General features: G+C 72.6%; 16 protein-coding genes. 7 read left to right on the top strand and 9 right to left on the bottom strand.

The features are described from left to right. Positions 1-3: 3 nt before the first annotated feature. From ACZ7LB_RS26575 to ACZ7LB_RS26535, 9 genes are all read right to left on the bottom strand, one after another. Entirely contained in the window at positions 4-321 is a 318-nt protein-coding gene (locus tag ACZ7LB_RS26575; protein WP_471471818.1) for a trypco2 family protein, read from the bottom strand. 362 nt (positions 322-683) lie between these two features. Next, positions 684-2,084 carry a cellulose binding domain-containing protein gene (locus tag ACZ7LB_RS26570; RefSeq protein ID WP_471471743.1) on the bottom strand — a complete coding sequence of 467 codons (1,401 nt, stop codon included), beginning with the start codon at positions 2,082-2,084 and terminating at the stop codon, positions 684-686. A 174-nt stretch (positions 2,085-2,258) separates the two neighbouring features. Beyond that, on the bottom strand, positions 2,259-3,536 hold the full coding sequence (locus ACZ7LB_RS26565; protein ID WP_471471742.1) for an MFS transporter: 1,278 nt from the start codon (positions 3,534-3,536) through the stop codon (positions 2,259-2,261). Positions 3,537-3,542: 6 nt separating this feature from the next. Beyond that, entirely contained in the window at positions 3,543-3,923 is a 381-nt protein-coding gene (locus ACZ7LB_RS26560; RefSeq protein ID WP_471471741.1) for a DUF2237 family protein, read from the bottom strand. Then, positions 3,920-5,461 (bottom strand): amidase family protein, encoded by a 1,542-nt coding sequence (locus ACZ7LB_RS26555; protein ID WP_471471740.1) that lies wholly within the window; start codon positions 5,459-5,461, stop codon positions 3,920-3,922. Before ACZ7LB_RS26555 ends, ACZ7LB_RS26560 begins: the two co-directional genes overlap by 4 nt. Then, the gene (locus ACZ7LB_RS26550) at positions 5,458-6,702 is read right to left on the bottom strand and encodes a YlbE family protein (RefSeq protein WP_471471739.1); all 1,245 of its coding nucleotides are present in this window, start codon (positions 6,700-6,702) and stop codon (positions 5,458-5,460) included. Before ACZ7LB_RS26550 ends, ACZ7LB_RS26555 begins: the two co-directional genes overlap by 4 nt. 248 nt (positions 6,703-6,950) lie before the next feature. Next, positions 6,951-7,649 (bottom strand): GntR family transcriptional regulator, encoded by a 699-nt coding sequence (locus ACZ7LB_RS26545; RefSeq protein ID WP_471471738.1) that lies wholly within the window; start codon positions 7,647-7,649, stop codon positions 6,951-6,953. Next, positions 7,646-8,605, bottom strand: a complete 960-nt coding sequence (locus tag ACZ7LB_RS26540; RefSeq protein WP_471471737.1) for a polysaccharide deacetylase family protein — start codon at positions 8,603-8,605, stop codon at positions 7,646-7,648. Before ACZ7LB_RS26540 ends, ACZ7LB_RS26545 begins: the two co-directional genes overlap by 4 nt. 4 nt (positions 8,606-8,609) lie before the next feature. Further along, entirely contained in the window at positions 8,610-9,383 is a 774-nt protein-coding gene (locus ACZ7LB_RS26535) for a maleate cis-trans isomerase family protein (RefSeq protein ID WP_471471736.1), read from the bottom strand. A 290-nt stretch (positions 9,384-9,673) separates the two neighbouring features. Here ACZ7LB_RS26535 and ACZ7LB_RS26530 point away from each other — a divergent pair, with 290 nt between their 5' ends. The 7 genes from ACZ7LB_RS26530 (at position 9,674) to ACZ7LB_RS26500 (ending at position 16,633) form a co-directional block, all read left to right on the top strand. Further along, positions 9,674-11,161, top strand: coding sequence for a nucleobase:cation symporter-2 family protein (locus tag ACZ7LB_RS26530; RefSeq protein WP_471471735.1), 1,488 nt, complete (start codon positions 9,674-9,676; stop codon positions 11,159-11,161). A 185-nt stretch (positions 11,162-11,346) separates the two neighbouring features. After that, on the top strand, positions 11,347-12,552 hold the full coding sequence (locus ACZ7LB_RS26525; protein WP_471471734.1) for an aromatic ring-hydroxylating oxygenase subunit alpha: 1,206 nt from the start codon (positions 11,347-11,349) through the stop codon (positions 12,550-12,552). A 258-nt stretch (positions 12,553-12,810) separates the two neighbouring features. Further along, entirely contained in the window at positions 12,811-13,005 is a 195-nt protein-coding gene (locus ACZ7LB_RS26520; RefSeq protein ID WP_471471733.1) for a ferredoxin, read from the top strand. A 6-nt stretch (positions 13,006-13,011) separates the two neighbouring features. Beyond that, positions 13,012-14,247: an NAD(P)/FAD-dependent oxidoreductase gene (locus tag ACZ7LB_RS26515; RefSeq protein ID WP_471471732.1), complete on the top strand. Its 1,236-nt coding sequence runs from the start codon at positions 13,012-13,014 to the stop codon at positions 14,245-14,247. Next, a complete protein-coding gene (locus ACZ7LB_RS26510; protein WP_471471731.1) occupies positions 14,244-14,723 on the top strand; it encodes a hypothetical protein in 480 nt (159 codons plus the stop codon). The genes ACZ7LB_RS26515 and ACZ7LB_RS26510 overlap by 4 nt, the downstream gene beginning before the upstream one ends. Positions 14,724-14,801: 78 nt before the next feature. Beyond that, positions 14,802-15,560 (top strand): enoyl-CoA hydratase-related protein, encoded by a 759-nt coding sequence (locus ACZ7LB_RS26505; protein WP_471471730.1) that lies wholly within the window; start codon positions 14,802-14,804, stop codon positions 15,558-15,560. A gap of 464 nt (positions 15,561-16,024) precedes the next feature. Then, positions 16,025-16,633 (top strand): GNAT family N-acetyltransferase, encoded by a 609-nt coding sequence (locus ACZ7LB_RS26500; protein ID WP_471471729.1) that lies wholly within the window; start codon positions 16,025-16,027, stop codon positions 16,631-16,633. Positions 16,634-18,085: the final 1,452 nt, after the last annotated feature.

Here is an 18,085-nt window from a genome sequence, read left to right as displayed (position 1 = left end):
GGCTCAGTCCGTGCGGTAGCTGCCGGGCCCGGACACGCCGTGGTCCGTGCCGGATATGTTCAGTGTGCCGTTGCCTTCCGCCCGCTTGGGCGTCAGAGTGACGGCGACCCGGTGGGTGGTTCCCCGTGACACGCTCGTTCCGGCCTCGGCCGACACCGCCCAGACCCGGAACTTGCCCGCCGCGTTCGCGTCCGCCCGGAGTTCGACCTCGAACTCCATTTCCACCGGTCCGACCTCGAACACGATCGCCTGCCCGTTCCCTCGGGCCTGGGCCTGCAGGAGCTCGTCCCGCACAGCCGCCACCGCGTCCGCCAGCCTCATGTCCAACCCGACCACTCCTCAAGCGAGTTGATGCATTGCCGGTCAGATTAGACGAATCGGGAAGCACGGCACAGGCATGCGCGGGACCGGGTTCATCCGGTCCGGCGTGCGGCCGGGGCGGGGAGGAATCGCCAGGGGCATCGCGCGTTCGCGGAGCCGTCGGTTCCGTCCCCCCGCCCCGACCGGGGGATTCGGTGGCCCGCCCGCACGCGCAGGGGCGCCCGCTCATCGTCGGCCCCGGTCGGCGCCCAGGGGCCACCCCCGGGTCCTGTCGTCGGAGGTGGTGGCGCGGGACCGGCCGGGGGTGGTGGCCGGGCCCGCCGCACGGCCGGTGCTCCCCGGTGGGGGAGGCGGCGGTGCCGTCAGAGCGCGGGGACGGTGTCCTCGAAGGTGCGGCCCGCCGCGCGGTACGCCGCGACCCGGTCGGCGACCTGGGCCGGGGTCAGGACCTGGTCCTGGACGTGCAGGACGTAGTCGACCGCCTGCTCGTAGGCGCGGGGCGTGGTGGTGTCGGGCTGTCCCGCGAGGCTGGTGAGCCACTGGTTGAAGGCGATCAGCATGCCCCGCTCGGGCAGGTAGTCGGTGCCGTGGGTGGCGAAGAGCCGGCCGTCGACGTAGTAGCGGATGCCGCTGTCGTCAAGGGTGAGGACGAGGTCGTGCCAGCCGTCGTAGCCCGCCCGGTCGGCGGTGTGGGTGTTCACCGGCGGCTCGACGCCGGTCGAGTCGTAGGTGTCCCAGGAGGTGGTGTACAGGGTGCTCCCGGTCTCGCCCCAGCCCCCGTTGGGCAGGTACTCGAAGTCGTACTCGGAGTAGTCCCGCGCCATGGGGGCCTTGAGGTCGTTGATCGCGAAGAAGGTCTGGATGACCTGGTCCCCGTCCGGCCCGTACACCGGGGTGTCGCTGAACTTGACCCGGGCCGCGTAGGTGCCCTCGCGGAACTTCATCGTCGTGGTGGAGATCTCCGCCTGGCGGGTGGTCGCGGCGGTGCCCGTGGTCTCGGTGCGCAGCTTCATCACCGACGCGCCGTTGTCGGTGCCGAAGGAGATGTTCCCCGGCGACCAGGTGGCCCCGGGCACGCCCGGACCGCCGTTCCAGCTCCGAACCATCCAGCCGTTGGCGCCGAGCCGCGGGTCGTCGTGGGCGGTGTAGGCGAAGTCGTCGAACAGGGCCCGCGCGGGCGGCGGTTCCACCGGACCGGGCACGGTGCCCCAGACCGTGGCGCCACCGAGGTGGGCCGTCACCCGGGTCCAGTCGGCGTACGAGGTGCGGTCCGCGGAGAACGAGTGGTCGTCGCTCTGCCGCAGCTGGCTCCAGTCGGCGCGGTGGAAGCGCAGCTGGAGGTCGCCGCTGGTCGCGCCGGGCGCGAGGGAGCCCGCGCCCGCGGTGAAGCCGATCTCCAGGTAGCGGTCGGCGGTGGCCGTACCGGGGGAGAGCGTCCCGAAGGCGCCGGTGACGTTGGCGCAGCCGCGCACCGCCCAGTCGCAGGCGAAGCGGTACGAGGCGTTCGGCGCGTCGGCGCTGAAGTAGTAGCGCAGGGTGACGTCCGCGAGCCGGACCGGGGCGGAGCCGGTGTTGCGGACGGTCAGCCAGGGCGCGGACTGGCCCGCGGTGGCGCCGGTGTTCCCGGTGCGGTACTGCACGGTGAGCGGCGCCGCGTCGGCGTGTGCCGCGGTCGGCGTCGCGGCGAGGCCGAGCGCGGCCAGCCCTGTGGCGAGGACGCCGGTCAGGGCGTCGCGCAGCCGGTGGCGGGTGGTTCTTCGCATGGTGCTGTCTCTCCCGGATGAGGTTCCGCGCGGTGTGCGGTGTGTGGACAGGGGCACAACGGACCGACAGGTATAGACCTGTTGATCATGCAGAACCTACTGAACCCACCGGGATTCCGACAGATGGAGGTGCCAACTCATCGGAAAGGCCGTGTGCTTGGTGCGGGAGTCAGGTCAACGGAGGCTGCCCTCCGCCTCGTCCGGGACCGCCGGTGCCACGGGCTGCCGCAGGGAGCGGAGTCGGCCCTGGGCGAGGGCGGTGAGGACCGTGCCGGTGGCCGCCGCGCCGAGGGCGGTGAGGAAGGCGGGCAGGGGGCCGAGGCGGTCGGCGAGGCTGCCCGAGAGAATCGCGCCGATCGCGTAGCCGATCACCACCGACGAGGAGAGCACGGTCATGATCCAGGAGATCCTCCGCGCCGGAACGGTCGCCTCCGCGAGGGTGTAGGCGGTGACCAGGACCGGTGCGATCGGGATGCCGGGCAGCGCGATCAGCAGCCCCAGCGTCCCGAGCCCGCCGATCTGGAGGCCTCCGGTGAGGACGAGGGGCACGCTGAGCACGGCGAGCAGCGCGTACCCCGTGAGCAGGCGGCGGGCGAGGGTGAAGGCGGCGGGCAGCATCGGGACGAGGGCCCCGGCCATGGCGCTGCTCAGCCCCAGCACCGCGTAGATGAGCCCGGCGCTGCCGGCGGCCCCCGCGTCGGCGGCGCGCCAGGTGATGGCGGCCTGTACGGAGCCGAAGTAGCAGCCGAGGCAGACCAGCGCGAGGGACAGGAAGGCGATCGGGGCCGGGCGGACCGGGGCGTCACCGCCCTCCGGCCGCTCGCCCTGCCCGCGGGCGACCAGGCGGGCCGTGGGATGCAGGGCGAAGGCGACGCAGACGGTGAGGGTGAGCGCCGCAGCGGTCAGCAGGGCGGCGCGGGGCGAGGAGGCCGCCGCGATGACACCGACGAGGGCGGGACCGAGGACGAAGGCGAGTTCGTCCGAGGTGCCCTCGAAGCTCATCGCGGTCGGGAAGCGGCCGGCGGCCAGCCGCCGCGCGTGCGCGAGGGCGGTCCAGCGGGCGCGGGAGAGCGGCCCGACCTGGGGGACGGAGCATCCGGCCGCGGCGGAGGCGGCCAGCACGGTGTACACGGGCGCGCCGTGGTCGGCGCACAGCACCAGCGCGACCAGGGAGGCGGTGTGCGCCACCGCCGCGGCCAGGCCCGTCGGCCGGTGGCCGCGGCGGTCGGCCAGACGGCCGACGACCGGGCCGCCGGCCGCCTGGCCGACCGCGAAGGCGGAGGCGGCGGCCCCGCCCAGCGCGAGGGAGCCGGTGCTCCCGCTGACCAGCAGCAGGGAGCCCAACTGCCCCATCGTGGCCGGGATCCGGCCGATCAGGGTGACGGCCAGGAACCAGTAGCCCGCCGAGGCGGGCAGCGCGGAGTAGGACCGCAGCGCCTTCCAGTGGCTCACGTCGGCTCAGTCCCCGCCGCCGCTGGAGCCGTACTCCATCAGCACCTCGCGCGGGATCACGTCCAGTGCCGCGGCGTTGGTGGCGGCCAGGTCGAGGGGACAGGCGCATCCGGCCAGGTACGCCTCGTACCACTTGGACGCGATGACGCACCAGCGGTCGCCCGGGACCAGTCCCGGGAAGTCGAGGTCGGGCCGGGGGGTGGCGATGTCGTTGCCGACCGTGGACTGGAACGCGATGAACCGTTCGTTCACGATCGCGCACACGGTGTGCCCCTTCGGGTTGTCGGGGCCCGTGTAGCAGTACCCGTCCCGACGGTACCCGGTGACCGGATCGAAGCCGCAGGCCAGGAGCGGTTCTCCCAGGACGTTCAGTGTCTGCTCGGTCATCGTGCGTTCCTCGCTGTGCGGTGGTCGGGGGGTCCAGGGCAGCGGAAGACCCGGTCGCCGAACTCGGCGGCGATCCGGGCCAGCCGGGCGTCCTCGCCGTGGCGGCCGATCAGCAGCATGCCGACCGGCAGGCCGTCCACCAGGCCGCACGGGACGCTGAGCGCGGGGTGGCCGGTGAGGTTGAACACGCAGTTGTTGTCGTGCATCTCGAACGGCAGGTCGGTGGTGATGACGGCTTCGCGGGGGTCGGCGGGCAGGAGGTGCGGGAGCATCGGGACGGCGGGCATCACCAGGACGTCGTTCTCCCGCAGCGCCTCGTCGACCTGACGGCGCAGCACCCGACGCAGTTGCTGGGCGTGGGCCGTGACCCGGCTGTGGGTGGCGTCGCGGAGCACGCTCGCCCCGGTCAGCGCCAGCACCCCGCCGACCGCCAGGTCCTCCGGCCGCCGGGCCAGTGCCTCGCCGAACGCGGTGGCGAACCCGGGATGGTACGGGCCGGTGTGGTTGTCGCCCTGGAGCCGGGACCCGAAGACGGTGGTGAGCCCGCCCTCCAGGGAGATGGGCAGGTGGAGGTCGCGGCCGTTCCGGTGCAGCGGGACGGAGGCGTCCCCCACGGCCATGCCGAGGCGTCCCAGGGCGTGGGCCGACTCGCGGACCAGGGCGTCCACACGGGGGTCGGAGCGCCCGGGCCAGCCGAAGCCCTCGGCCACGATCCCGGCCCGCAGCCCGGTGACGCCGCGCGCGAACGCGGTCGCGTACGGCTCGCCGTCCGGCGGGTCGGCGGCCGCGTCGAGGAAGGCGGGGAGGGAGGAGGCGTCGCGGGTCAGGACGCCGATGTGGTCCAGGGTGCGTTCGGTGGGCATGGCGCCGTCGTAGTCCACCGCGCCGTAGGTCGGTTTGAGGCCGAGGACCCCGCACCAGGCGGCGGGATTGCGCACCGATCCGCCGTGGTCGGTGCCGATGCCGAAGTCGGCTGCCCCGGTCGCCACGAGGACCGCGGCGCCGCTGCTGGAGCCCCCGGCCGCCCTCGTCGGGTCCCAGGGGTTGGTCACCGGCCCGTGGACGGAGGTGAAGCTGGAGCCCGAGTAGCACAGGTCCTCGCATACGGAGGTGCCGAGGACGACGGCACCGGCGGCCCGGACCCGGCCGACCACGGCCGCGTCGGAGGCGGGGACGAAGCCGGCCATGAGGCGGCTGCCCAGGGGCATGGGGACGCCGCGCACCGCCACGGACTCCTTGACGGTCACGGTGCGGCCCGCCAGGGGTCCCGGTCCGCGCGGTCCCGAACCGTCGGGCGCGGGGTCGTCCACCCGGTAGAGCCAGGCCCCGTGGGGATCATCCGGGCCCCGGTTGGCGAACGTCGAGGCCACCGGCGGGGCGTGCGGGGCGGGATCCTCGCCCGCCAGCGCGTACACCCGCTCGTAGGTCTCCCGCATCCGGTCGATGGCGGGGCGCAGCCGTCCGACCAGGGCGGGATCCAGGCCCCAGCGGTCGGCGACGGCGGCGAGGTCGGCGTCGGTGAAGTCGGCGATGCTCATGCGCGGGCCCCGCGCTCGAGGGCCAGGCTGGCCTCCGCGAACGGCGCGACGGGGATGGGGGTGATCCCGGCGCCGACGCGTCCCCGACCGGGCGTGCGGTGGGCGAGGCCGTTGTTGATGACCGGCTCGATACCGGTGGCGCGGACCTTGTGGACGTCGATGCCGAGCGGCGTGCCCCGGAAGTCCTCGCCGGGTATGAGGAAGCGGGTGCTGGTGCCCGTGGTGATCTCCCGCATCCGGGCGGTGAGGTCACGGGCGTACGCGGCGTCGCCGCCGACGAAGGACATGATGGCGGGGGCCGCGGTCATGGCGAAGGCGCCGAACCCCGCCGTCTCCGCGGTCATCGAGTCGCCCATGGTGGGGGTGGCGTCGTCAAGGGTGGCGCCGTCGAGGAGGACGGGGGTGCCCAGGGGCGACGGCACGGTGAACCAGCGGTCGCCGAGGCCGCTGACCCGGATGCCGAACTCCCTGCCGTTGCCCGCCATGGTGGTGACGACCGAGCTGCCGTCGAACCCGGAGGCGGCCAGGGTCATCGCCTTGGCGGCGGAGATGGCGAAGGGCAGCGCGAAGTGCCCGTTGCGGGACATGACGGTGGTGATCCGGGCGATGTCCTCCCGGTCGGCGGAGCCGCGCAGCAGGCCGGGCAGGAGGGTGGCGAGCAGGGCCGCGCTGGTCGCGACGAGACGGTTGTGGCAGTCGTCCCCGCGGCGCAGCCCCTCGGCCACCAGGGCGGCCAGGTCCACCGGCTCGGACGCGCGGACCGCCTCGTCCAGCGCGGGGGCGAGCACGTCGCCGAGCCAGCGGAGCCGTTCGACGGTGGCGTCGTCGAACGAGCCGTAGCGGACCGCCCCCTGGACGCCCTCGTTGAGGGGGGAGAAGGTGCGGGTGTCACCGGCCGCGGCGACCACGACCGGTGTGCTGGGGGTGATGATCCCGGCCATGGCGCCGACCGCGCCCTCGTCGTGGCACGGGCTGATGCTCACCCCGCCGGCGTCGATGATCGCCTCGGCCTCGGCGGCCGACCGGGCCTCGCGCTCCAGCAGGAGGCCGCCGATGACCGCCCCGCGCATGGGGCCGGGGATGTCGGCGAGTTCGATGGGCGGTCCGGCGTGCAGGAAGTGACGGCCGGTCACCCGGTCGGTCACCTCGGCGGCCTTGCACACGCGGTGCAGCCGTACGTCGGTGGTGTTCAGTGCGTCGACGGATCTCTGCGTTCCGGCAGCCGTCGTGTTCTCGGGCATGCTGATGTGCTCCTGGGACGGTGGGGCGGTGGGACGGAGAAGAGCGGAAGGAGAAGGGGCGGGGAGGGAACGGGGGACGGGGAAGCGGCGAGGAGGGGGAAGAGGGGACAAGGGGACGGGTGGGGAAGTGAAAGGGGACGGGGTGAAGGGATGGAGGGGTGCGGGCTCCGCCCCCCGCGCCGGGGGCCGGTGGCGGCGGCCGGCGCCGGGGGACCGGCGGGTGGCCGGCCCCGGCGGGCGGCGCGGGGTCAGGCGGAGGGCGCTTCCCGGTTCCGTTCCGCGAGGAGACGGCGCACGATCTCCCGGTTCAGCCGGGTGTGCTCGCGTGCGCACGCCGCCGCGCGGTCGGGTTCGCCCGAGGCGATCGCCTCGAACAGCCGGGTGTGCTCCTCGACCAGCTCGTGGGGGTCGCCCGTCTGCCGCAGCAGCCAGTGCAGCCGCCCGTGCAGGGGCTTGAGGACGCCCTGCAGCAGGGTGTTGTGGGAGAGCTTCAGGATTTCGTCGTGGAACGCCTCGTTCGCGTGGCCGAGGGCGACGGGGTCCTCCGCGTCCAGCGCCCTGCGGGCCTGGGCCAGGCAGGCGCGCACCCGGCGCAGGTCGGCCCTGGTCGCGCGCTGCGCCGCCTGCTGGCTGGCCAGGACCTCCAGCGCCTCGCGCACGTCGAACAGTTCCTCGACGTCCTGCTCGGACAGCTCCACGACGACCGTGCCCCGGCGGGGGACGGTCTCCACGAACCCCTCGCTCTCCAGGGCCCGCATCGCCTCGCGCACCGGGACCCGGGACACCCCGAGACGCGCCGCGAGATCGGTCTCGATGAGCCGGGTGCCGGGCGGGTACACCCCGTCGATGATGCGCTGGCGCAGCTCGTCGCGGACCCGTTCGCGCAGCGGCTGGTACCCGGCGTCGATGTCGAACGGCTCCGGGCCGTCGGACCGCTGGGCGCTCACCGGGCCCCCTTCCGGGCCGCGCCGCCGCCGGGAGCCGTCGCGGTGCCGCCGGTGCCGACGGGGGAGGGCCGCTCGGCGCCCGCGAACGGGTAGCGCAGCCGGAAGTCGTCGGCCGCGTCCTCGAAGGTGGTGAACTCGACACCGGGCATGTCGAGCCAGCTCTCGAACAGCCGCTCCAGCATCAGCAGCACCTGGGGCCGTCCGGACACGTCGGGGTGCAGCGTCACCGGGAACACCGCGTAGTCCAACTCGCGGTGGACCCAGTCGAACTGGTCGCGCCAGAGCTGCTCGACGTCCCTCGGGCTGACGAACCCGTGGCTGTTGGGGGACTGCTTGACGAACATCATCGGCGGCAGGTCGTCCACGTACCAGTTCCCGCAGAACTCGACGAGGTCGACCTCGCCGCCGTGCCGCAGCGGCTTCATCCAGTCCTCGGCGCGCTTCCCGAAGTCGATCTTCGTCCACTCGTCGCCGACGCGGGCGTAGAAGGGGTGGAAGTCGTTGTAGTTCTGGGAGTGGTCGTAGGAGAAGCCGTACTCCTGGAGGAGGCCGGCGGTGTGCCGGCTCATCTCCCACCAGGGGGCGACATAGCCGCGCGGCGGGCGCCCGGTGAGCCCGGTGATCAGGTCGACGCAGCGTTCCAGGACGTCGCGCTCCTGCTGGGGCGTCATCTGCACCGGGTTCTCGTGGGAGTAGCCGTGCGCCCCGATCTCGTGCCCCCGCTCCACGACCGCCGCCATCTGCCCGGGGAAGGTCTCGATGGAGTGGCCCGGCACGAACCACGTCGTGCGCAGCCCGTACCGCTCGAAGAGCTGGAGCAGGCGGGGCGTGCCCACCTCGCCCGCGAAGACGCCGCGCTGGATGTCGTTGGGGGAGTCCTCACCCCCGTAGGAGCCGAGCCAGCCGGCGACCGCGTCGACGTCCACCCCGATCAGGATCTTGATGTTCTTGGCCATCTGCTCACTCACTCTCTGCGCGGCTGCGGACGGGGAAGGGGGCGGGGGACGGGCCGTGCCCGGCGAGCAGCCGGCCGTACCCGGTGAGCGGCGCGGAGGCCCCCGCGCGCCGCAGTGCGTGCCACAGGGTGGCGGCGACGCTGTCGATCACGGTGACGCCGGTCCGGCGCTCCCACTCCCCGGCGAGGTGCGCGGCCCGGAGGTTGGTGCACACGACGGCGACGGCGTCGCAGCCCTCCGCCGCGAGCCCCTGGAACGCGGTGTCCAGCTCCTCGTCGGTGGTGAGGGCGAAGTCGAAGTTGGTGGTGCGCCGGAAGTGCCGGGACGCGTGCACCGGGAAACCGCGGGCGGCGTAGGTGGCGGCGATGGCGTCGGCGATGTCGTCGGTGTACGGGGTGATCACGCCGAGGCGGGTGACCTCGCACTCCTCCAGGGCGGCCAGGACCGCGAGCGTCGAGGTGGTGGCGGGGCGGCCGGTGGCCTCCTCGACCGCCCCGCACACCCGCGCGTCGTACTCCGGGCCGAGCCAGGAGCCGGACGTCCCGTTCCAGACGGTCACGTCCACTCCGGCGTCGGCCAGCAGCCGGGCGGCCTGGACGAACGCCTCCTGACTGAACTGGTCGACATCCGGTCCGTCAAGGCTGATACGCGTCACTCTCAGCCGGGTGAAATGCACTGACAAGTCCGGCACTCCTCGTGCCAGTTCGATGGTCACGGGTTCCAGGACCGTGTTCGACGAGGGGGTGATCATGCCGAGCCGGCGGGCGGCCGATTGCATGGAGCCTCCGTCCCATGAGACCGAATCGGGGATACGGTATACAAGAGACTAGAGAGATCGGGCCCCGGGAATCAAGGGGTGACTTGCCGTTGACAGTGACCTGGGCCACGCCTAATCTCCGTGTACCGGATCCCGGTTGACAGCGGCCCCCGGCGCGTCACCATCCGGACGCTGCCCAGCGTTTTCCCTGCTCGCAGCAGGTACCCCGACTCTGCCCATAGCTCCGGATCATGGTTGGTGATCACCCCGGAGGGACCAGGGCACGATCGTCTTAGCACCAGGAGACCCTCGTGTCACCTACCAACCGTGCGCCCGCCCCGGAGGCTTCCGACCGCCACCCGGTGGACGAAGTCCTCCCCGCTTCGCAGCTCTTCTTCTTCGGCCTGCAGCACATGCTGATCATGTACGCGGGCTGTGTGGCCGTTCCGCTCGTCCTCGGTGCCGTGCTCGGGCTCGACACCCATACGATCGCCATGATCGTCAACGCCGACCTCCTCGTGGCCGGAATCGCCACCATCATCCAGAGCGTCGGTCTCACCCGCTTCTTCGGCATCCGGCTCCCCGTCGTCGCGGGCGCCTCGTTCACCTTCCTCACCCCGATGATGCTGATCGGGTCCGAGTACGGCATGCCGACGATGTACGGCTCGATGATCGCCGCGGGCGTCTTCGGCATCGTCCTGGCCCGCCCGTTCTCCAAGGTCCTGCGGTTCTTCCCGACCCTGGTCACCGGCTGCGTCATCACCATCATCGGCCTGTCCCTGATCGGCGTCGCCGCCAACCTCATCACCGGCGACGACCCGAAGGACAAGGACTACGCCGGCGTCGGGCACATCCTGCTGGCCTTCGGCGTGATCCTGGTCATCGTCCTGGTGAACCGCCTCTTCACCGGCTTCGTCCGCAACATCGCCGTCCTCGTCGGGCTCGCGGCCGGGGCGGTCGCCGCCTGGGCCATGGGCATGGCCGACTTCTCCTCGGTGGGCGCGGCCAAGTGGATCGGCTTCTCCACCCCGCTGCACTTCGGCGCACCCGAGTTCCGGGTCGTCCCGATCATCGCCATGTGCGTCGCCATGATCGTGGTCTTCAGCGAGATGACCGCCTGCGTCCTCGCCATCGGCGACGCCGTCGGCAAGAAGGTCACCGACAAGGACATGGCCCGCGGTCTGGCCACCGACGGCCTCGCCGCCCTCCTCGCCGGCTTCATGAACTCCGTCCCCGACTCCACCTTCGGCCAGAACGTCGGCCTGATCAGCCTCACCAAGGTCAAGAGCCGCTGGGTCATCACCGTCACCGGAGTCCTGCTGGTCGCCATGGGCGCCATCCCCAAGCTGGGCGAACTCGCGGCCAGCCTCCCGGGACCCGCCATCGGGGGCGCGGGACTGGTCATGTTCGCCATGACGGCCGCCGTCGGCATCCAGATGCTCCAGAAGGTCGACTACGAGGGCAACAACAACCTGCTCATCGTGGCCGTGTCCCTCGGCCTCGGCATGCTGCCCGTCGCGGTGCCCGCGATCTACCAGAAATTCCACCGCGACGCCCAGTTCATCATGGGCAGCGCCATCACCGCGACCGTGCTGGTGGCGTTCCTCCTCAACCTCCTCTTCAACCACCTCCTCGTCCGTGAGGGCACCCCGGCCCCGGCCGGCCCGGAGGACGGGGCGGACACCGGGGGAGGGGACGGTGCCGGCGCCGCGGCCGGTACCGGGGCGGGGGACGGCACCGGGGTCCCGGTGCTGCACAAGGACAGCACGGCCGTACCGGAAGCGCCCGCCGCCTCCTGACACCGGGTACCGCCGCGCCCCGAAGGGCGCCCGCACACCCGCACGGCCGGGCGGCCTCCCGCCGCCCTCCCTCCCCGCACCGCTGCCGCCGGCGTGCTCCGGCGGCAGCCCCCACCACCCGGGCGACGACCGGGTCCGGACACACGGACCCCGTACGCCCGCGAGCAGAAGGAGCACTGGCACTCATGGGCCAGCAGACCATCTCAGAGAACATCAAGCGCATCCTGCGGACCATCGAGGACGGGTCCCACGACATGGCCACCGGGTGGAACCTCCCCCGCGAGTGCTACGTGGACCCCGAGTTCTACGCCTTCGAGACCGAGGCCCTCTTCATGCGGCAGTGGCTCTGCCTGGGCCGCGAGGACGAGATCCCCAAGCCCGGCGACTTCGTCCGCGTCGACATGGGCGACGAACCCCTCATGATGGTGCGCGGCAGGGACATGGAGATCCGCGTCCTCTCACCGATCTGCGCCCACCGCGCCCACCTCGTGTGCGAGGGCGCCGGAAACACCGGACGGCTGTTCCGCTGCCCCTTCCACGCCTGGACGTACGGCCTGGACGGCAACCTCATCGCGGCGCCCTCCATGAACGACACGGTCGGCCTCAAGAACCTCAAGGGCGAGGCCTACCTGCCCTCGCACAAGGTCGAGATCTGGAACGGCTTCGTCTTCACCAACCTCGACCCCGACGCCGAACCGCTGGCGCCCACGCTCACCAAGCTCACGGCCGAGCTGGAGAACTACCACATCGCCGACATGGTGAGCATGCCCGTGGCCGAGCTGCGCGACAACAACTGGAACTGGAAGTCCCAGCTCGAGAACGGCATCGAGCCCTACCACAGCGCGTATCTGCACGGCATGCTCCACGACTTCGCGCACGTCCGGCTCACCAGCTTCGTGGACATCGACCCGGACGAGGGAGCCATCTACCACCCGACCGGCTTCTATCACCCCGACGCCGGCTTCAACCCGACGACCAAGGCGCTGCTCCCGGTCATCCCGACCCTCGGTGAGAAGGAGCGCAACCAGGTCATCTTCGCCTCCATCCCGCCCAACCTCGGCTTCGGGGCGGTGCCCGAGGGGCTCTTCTACTACCTGGTGCTGCCCGCCGGACCGGAGCACATGAACCTGCGCATCGGCCACCTCTACCCGGAGGAGAGCACCCGGCACCCCCGGTTCGAACAGCTCTACAAGATCGCGCAGGACGGCCTGGTCCTCTTCCACCAGCAGGACGCCAGCTCCGACCACTCGCTCCAGAAGGGCATGCGCTCCCGCTTCCGCCGCCCCGGCCGCTACTCCTACCAGGAGGAGTCGCTGCTCCAGTTCAACCAGTGGCTGCTCAAGCGCTACAAGGACTACGCGGCCGAGGTCACCGCCGCGGAGACCGTCTGACCACGGCGTCCGCGCCCCGCGGCCCGTCCCCGGGGCCGGTCCCCGGACACCCTCCGGCCGGCCCCGGCGCACCGGGCCCGAACCCGGCACGGCCCCGCCGCTCGCGGCTTCGTCCCGCCCGGCTCCGTGCCGTCACCCCCGTTCCCCGTCACCCCCGTCATGCCGTTCCGGTCCCGTGGACCCCGGCCCGGCGGACCCGGTCCGGCCCGGTCCCCGGGACCCGGCCGGCAGAACACCCGAACCAGTGAGGACAACGCAATGAAAGTCACTGTCGACCGCGACCTGTGCGACGGCAACGGCGTGTGCATGGGCATCGCGCCCGAGATATACGACATCGACGACGACCTCCGCCTGCACATCGCCGAGGACATCCCCGCCGACCCCGAGGTCCGGGCCCGCGTGAGGCAGAGCGTCACCTCCTGCCCCATCCTCGCCCTCACCCTGTCGGAATGACCGGTCATGGTCTGTGACACCCCGCAGACCGTCGTGGTGGCCGGCGGATCCCTCGCCGGCCACACGGTGGTCACCGAACTCGACCGTCGCGGCTTCACCGGAGAAGTCGTCTGGGTCACCGGCGCCGAAGGCGTCGCCCCCTACTCCAAACCCGCGCTGTCCAAGGAGTACATGCAGGAGAAGGTCACCCTCGACACCATCTGCCTGCCCCCGGTCCCCACGGACGGCATCCGGCTGCGCCGTGTCGACCGCGCCGTCTGCGAACGGCTCGACCCCGACGCCGACCGGGTCCTGGTCGACGGCGAATGGATCCCCTTCGACGCCCTGTTCGTCTGCACCGGCATGCGCCCCCGGGTCCCCGCCGAGTTCGCCGGACTGCCCGGCGTGCACCCCCTGCGCACCCTGGCCGACGCCCGCGCCGTCCGGGACCGGCTCGCCGGCCGGCCCAGGACCGTCGTGATCGGCGCGGGCCTGATCGGCTGCGAGACCGCCGCCTCACTGCGCTCCCTCGGCCTCCCGGTGGAACTCGTCGTGCAGACCGGGCTGCCGCTGGAACCCCTCCTGGGCGAGGAACTGGGCCGGTTCTGCCTGGACCAGCACCGGACCCGGGGCGTCACCACCCGGCTCTCGGCCACCGTGACCGCGCTGACCCCGGACGGACCCGGTGGCGCCGTCACCGTGGACCTCGACGACGGCACCTCGACCACCGGGGACCTCGTGATCCTCGGCCTCGGAGCCGTCCCCGCCCTCGACTGGCTCCAGGACTCCGGCCTCGACCTCACCGACGGCCTGATCTGCGACGCGGGCCTGCGCACCTCCCGCCGCAACGTCTACGCCGCCGGGGACATCGCCAACTGGCCCCACCCCCTCTTCGGCCGCCGCCTGCGCGTCGAGCACTGGAGCAACGCCTCGGCCCAGGCCCGGCACGCGGTCGGCACCTGGGCCGCGGACCGGGAGGGCGGCCCCCACCGGGAGTTCGCCGACATCCCCTACTTCTGGTCCGACCAGTACGGGCTGAAGTACCAGATGCTCGGCCACGCCCGCGGACACGACGAGGTCCGCGTCGACACCGCCGGACCCGGCGGCCACCCGTTCGTCACCTACTACCGCGAGGGCCGCCTCGTCGCCGCCGCCGGGGTCAACGCCACCCGCGCGGTGATGGGGATGCGCGCCGCGATCCAGACCGGGGCCGGCCCCGGACCCCTGCCGGCCGGCACCGCACCACGGAGGGAGACGGCATGAACGACGACACGGAACTGTTCCGCTCCGTGCGCGACAGCATGTGGAGGCTGCTGAGCGACCGCTACCGCACCAACCGCCGCGCACGCGGCACCCAGAGCGAGGACGAGTACCTCCACGAGCGGCCCTTCTGGCCCGAGTTCACCTTCGACGACGTGGCGCACGAGGTCCAGGACGGCACCGACATGCTCCTGGTCACCTTCCACGCGAGCGACGACCCCCGTACCCCGCTCGGGTTCCGGATCGCCCTGGTCAAGGCCATGGAGGAGTGGTCCCGCAGGGTCGGCGGCCGCGACCCCCGGCAGCACCCCGAGATGTTCGCCGCCGAACTGATCTGGTTCATGGTCTGCTTCATCGGCGTCGCCGAACTCGACACCGGCGCCACCGGGCCGGGCCCGCGCTGGATCAACGACGGCTCCGAGATCTTCGGCAAGCTCAGGAACAACCCCAACATGGACGCCTTCGCGTCCCACCACTGACCCGCCGCGCCCCGGCACCCCCGCACCCACCGCTGGAGCACCGCCTCCCGGCCCCCGCCCACCGAAAGGCCCCGACCCATGGCAGTCGTCGACATCGACCACCCCCAGGACGGCGTCGCGATCATCCGGCTCAACCGGCCGGAGGTCCGCAACGCGCTGAACACCGAGGTACGCGAACTCCTCGCCGCCGCCGTCGAGTCGCTCAACGCCGACGACAGTGTCGGCGCGATCGTCCTCACCGGCGGCGACAGCGTCTTCGCCGTCGGCGCGGACCTCGCCGAACAGGCCGACCGCGACGTCGTCGGCGCCATCCGCGCCTACACCCACCACGCCTTCTGGTACAGCGGCAAGCCCGTCATCGCCGCCGTGAACGGCGACGCCTTCGGCGGCGGCAACGAGTTCATCCTCCAGTGCGACTTCGTGGTCGCCTCCGAATCGGCCCGCTTCGCCCAGACCGAGGTCACCATCGGCCTGGTCCCCGGCGGCGGCGCGACCCAGCGCCTGCCCCGCGCCATCGGACGGCAGAACGCCCTGTACGCCCTGCTCACCGGCCTGCCCCTGTCGGCCCGGGACGCCCACCGCCTCGGCTACGTCTCCGAGGTCGTCGAAGGGGACGCCGTCGAACGGGCGGTGGAGCTGGCCGCGCTGATCGCCTCCCGCCCGAGGCTCGCCGTACGCCAGATCAAGGAGGTCGTACGCCTCGGCCTCGACACCTCCACCGAGGCGGGCATCGCCCTGGAACGCCGCGGCTACCAGCTCATGTTCGGCACCCGGGACCTGCGCGAGGGCTTCGCGTCCGTCAAGGAGGGCCGCGCGCCCCGGTTCACGGGCGACTGACCCCTTCCGGGGCCCGTGCCTTCGACGGGCCGTCCGGTCGCGGGGTGATTCCGTCCGGCCGGTGACCACGGATGAGACCGGGACCGGACCGAGCCGCTGACGTCGGCCGGTCCGGTCCGCGGTTTCGGCGATGGACCGGTCACCGCCTGCCTCTGGAGGTCCTCGCGCGGAGGTGTCGCGGCGGCCGGCCCCGGCGGAACCGCCGGGCGGGCCCGGCCCCTTCCGGACCGCTTACGACAGTCATCGGGCGGGCCGTGGACAGCACCCGGGCGTGCCCCCTGCCGCCGGAACTCGGCGGCTCCGCGCACCACCGGCCGCGACGCACCGGCCCCGGGGCGTGGGCCCTGGCCCACCGGCTTCGGATCATGCCGTCGGGGCCGGGCCACGGCTTCGGCCCGGCCCCGACGGCCGGCCCCGGCCAAAACGTGTTGCCGGTGCCGCCGGGGTGCTGCCAAGATCACTGGGTGACTGAGCAGCCCCGGCGGAGCGCCCCGCGCGTACGCCCCCTCGCCGACGCCGACGTCCCCACCGCGGTCGACACCCTCGCCCGTGCCTTCGCCGGAGAGCCCTTCATCCGCCACGTCATCGCCGCGGACGACCACGAGGAACGGGTCCGCCGGTACCAGGAGCTGTGCCTGACCCGGATCGGCATGGTGTACGGCCGGGTCTGGGTCGCCGACGGGGGCCGCGCCGTGGCCGCCTGGGCCGTGCCCGGCGAGGACCCCTCGCCCGCGTTCGCCGAGCTCGCCCCGGTCCTCGCCGGTCTCAGCGGCGACCGGGCCGCCGCGGCCGGGGCCGCGGAGGAGGCCCTCGCCCCGTACCGCCCCCAGGAGCCGGGATGGTTCCTCAACACCGTGGCGACCGCGCCCGAGGCCCAGGGCCAGGGGCTGGGCGCCGCGGTGCTGGCCCCCGGCCTCCAGGAGGCCGCGGGTGCCGGGTACCCGGCCTTCCTGGAGACATCCGGTGAGGCGAACCTCCGCTTCTACGAGCGCCTCGGTTTCACCGTCACGGCCGACGTCCCGCTCCCCGACGGCGGCCCCCGCACATGGTGCATGCGCAGGGACCCGAGCTGATCCTCCGACGCCCCGGCCCCCTCGTCCCTCCCGCTCCGCTCGGCCCGATGCGCGGCACCGCGGGGGAGGGGAGAGCGCCGGGGCGTCGTGTTCCGTGACGGCGACGGTGTCCTCCTCGCCGGGGGTGCGTGGGCACTCGTGGGAGGTGTTCCCTCGCTGAGCGTGCCCCCGTCGTCCACGTGTGCCCCCGGTGCGGTGTGCGTCATGGGCGGCGCGGCGGGTTGATGAAGAACGCGTGCGCTGAGGTGTCCGCAAGGGGCGCACACCTCTGACGGTGTGCCCGGCGCGGGTGGTGACGTGCCGTGGAGCGCGGCTGTCACCCTCCTGCACCGTCGGCACGGTCGCCCCGGGGGTCTTCGCTCTCATCCGTACGGGTGCGAGCCGCTCCGCCCCCTGCCGTCCGGGTCCGCCTCCGGGCCCGGCCCGTTCCGTCAGGCCGCGTTGCCCCTCGGCCGCCAATGCCGGCACGCCCGCCCGTGCTCGGCCCCGGCCGTCGCCGCCCAGGCGTCGCAACACCACCCCGCCAGCGCGACGGCCACCACGGCGTCACTCGCATCAGTCACGCCACGGCCCCCACTCCGCTCCCGTACGACCTCGCGCCGCAGCGCGTCCTCCAGCATCCCCTCCCGCACCACAGCGACCATCACCAACCCCGAACCGGCGACGAACACCCCGCACACCCCCAACGCCCCGTTCCGCGCCGACATCACGGCGCACCAGGCAAGCCACCCGAACAGCACTCCGTACCCCACATACAGAGCCCGGTGGATATATCTCATAACAAACGCACCATTCCGTAAGGGTCGCGACATGTCGCGCACCAACGCGCCACACCTCCACGCGTCGCTCCCCGTACGTGTCCTTCAGGGCCGCGTGAGCCGGGGCGGGCGGCGGATCACCTGGGAAGGGAGCTTTGTCTGCGGGTGGTTGTGGGTTGGTTTTGTGTGGTGGGTTGGGGTGTGGGTGGGTGATTTATCGTTTCTTCGATTTGGGGGTGGGGGTGGTTGGCGGGGTGGTGAGGGGTGTGTAGGGGGCGGGTTGGCGGTTCTGGTTGTCCTGGCCGTCGTGGTCGCTTTGGCCGTTCTGGGTGGTGCGGTTGTTGTTGTTTTGGTTGTTGTTGTTTGGGGGGCATGTGTGGGGGTGGTGGGGGCGGTTGCAGGGGTGGCAGGGTCTGCCGTTGCCGTTGCCGTTGCCGTTGCCGTTGCCGGGGGGTCTGCATTCGCCGGTTGGTGTCGGTGTCGGTGTGGGGGTGGGTCCCTGGGTGGGTGTGGGTGTGGGTGTGAGGGTCGGTTCCGGTGTGGGCGTCGGTGTGGGTGTGGGCGTCGGCGTCGGTTCCGGTGTGGGTGTGGGTTCTGGGGTGGGTGTTGGCGTCAGCCCTGGTGTCGGCGTCGGTTCCGGCGTGGGTGTGGGCTCCGGTGTCGGCGTCGGTTCGGGTGTGGGGGTTGGGGTGGG

The sequence above is a fragment of the Streptomyces sp. NPDC107521 genome (assembly GCF_055598485.1).
The sequence above is the reverse complement of the archived record's forward strand: the minus strand, read 5'-3'. Positions and strand labels throughout refer to the sequence as shown.

Coding starts and splice junctions, on each gene's coding strand:
- ACZ7LB_RS26575 (WP_471471818.1), bottom strand. CDS start 321: ATGAGGCTGGCGGACGCGGTGGCGGCTGTGCGGGACGAGCTCCTGCAG.
- ACZ7LB_RS26570 (WP_471471743.1), bottom strand. CDS start 2,084: ATGCGAAGAACCACCCGCCACCGGCTGCGCGACGCCCTGACCGGCGTC.
- ACZ7LB_RS26560 (WP_471471741.1), bottom strand. CDS start 3,923: ATGACCGAGCAGACACTGAACGTCCTGGGAGAACCGCTCCTGGCCTGC.
- ACZ7LB_RS26555 (WP_471471740.1), bottom strand. CDS start 5,461: ATGAGCATCGCCGACTTCACCGACGCCGACCTCGCCGCCGTCGCCGAC.
- ACZ7LB_RS26550 (WP_471471739.1), bottom strand. CDS start 6,702: ATGCCCGAGAACACGACGGCTGCCGGAACGCAGAGATCCGTCGACGCA.
- ACZ7LB_RS26540 (WP_471471737.1), bottom strand. CDS start 8,605: ATGGCCAAGAACATCAAGATCCTGATCGGGGTGGACGTCGACGCGGTC.
- ACZ7LB_RS26535 (WP_471471736.1), bottom strand. CDS start 9,383: ATGCAATCGGCCGCCCGCCGGCTCGGCATGATCACCCCCTCGTCGAAC.
- ACZ7LB_RS26525 (WP_471471734.1), top strand. CDS start 11,347: ATGGGCCAGCAGACCATCTCAGAGAACATCAAGCGCATCCTGCGGACC.
- ACZ7LB_RS26520 (WP_471471733.1), top strand. CDS start 12,811: ATGAAAGTCACTGTCGACCGCGACCTGTGCGACGGCAACGGCGTGTGC.
- ACZ7LB_RS26515 (WP_471471732.1), top strand. CDS start 13,012: ATGGTCTGTGACACCCCGCAGACCGTCGTGGTGGCCGGCGGATCCCTC.
- ACZ7LB_RS26510 (WP_471471731.1), top strand. CDS start 14,244: ATGAACGACGACACGGAACTGTTCCGCTCCGTGCGCGACAGCATGTGG.
- ACZ7LB_RS26505 (WP_471471730.1), top strand. CDS start 14,802: ATGGCAGTCGTCGACATCGACCACCCCCAGGACGGCGTCGCGATCATC.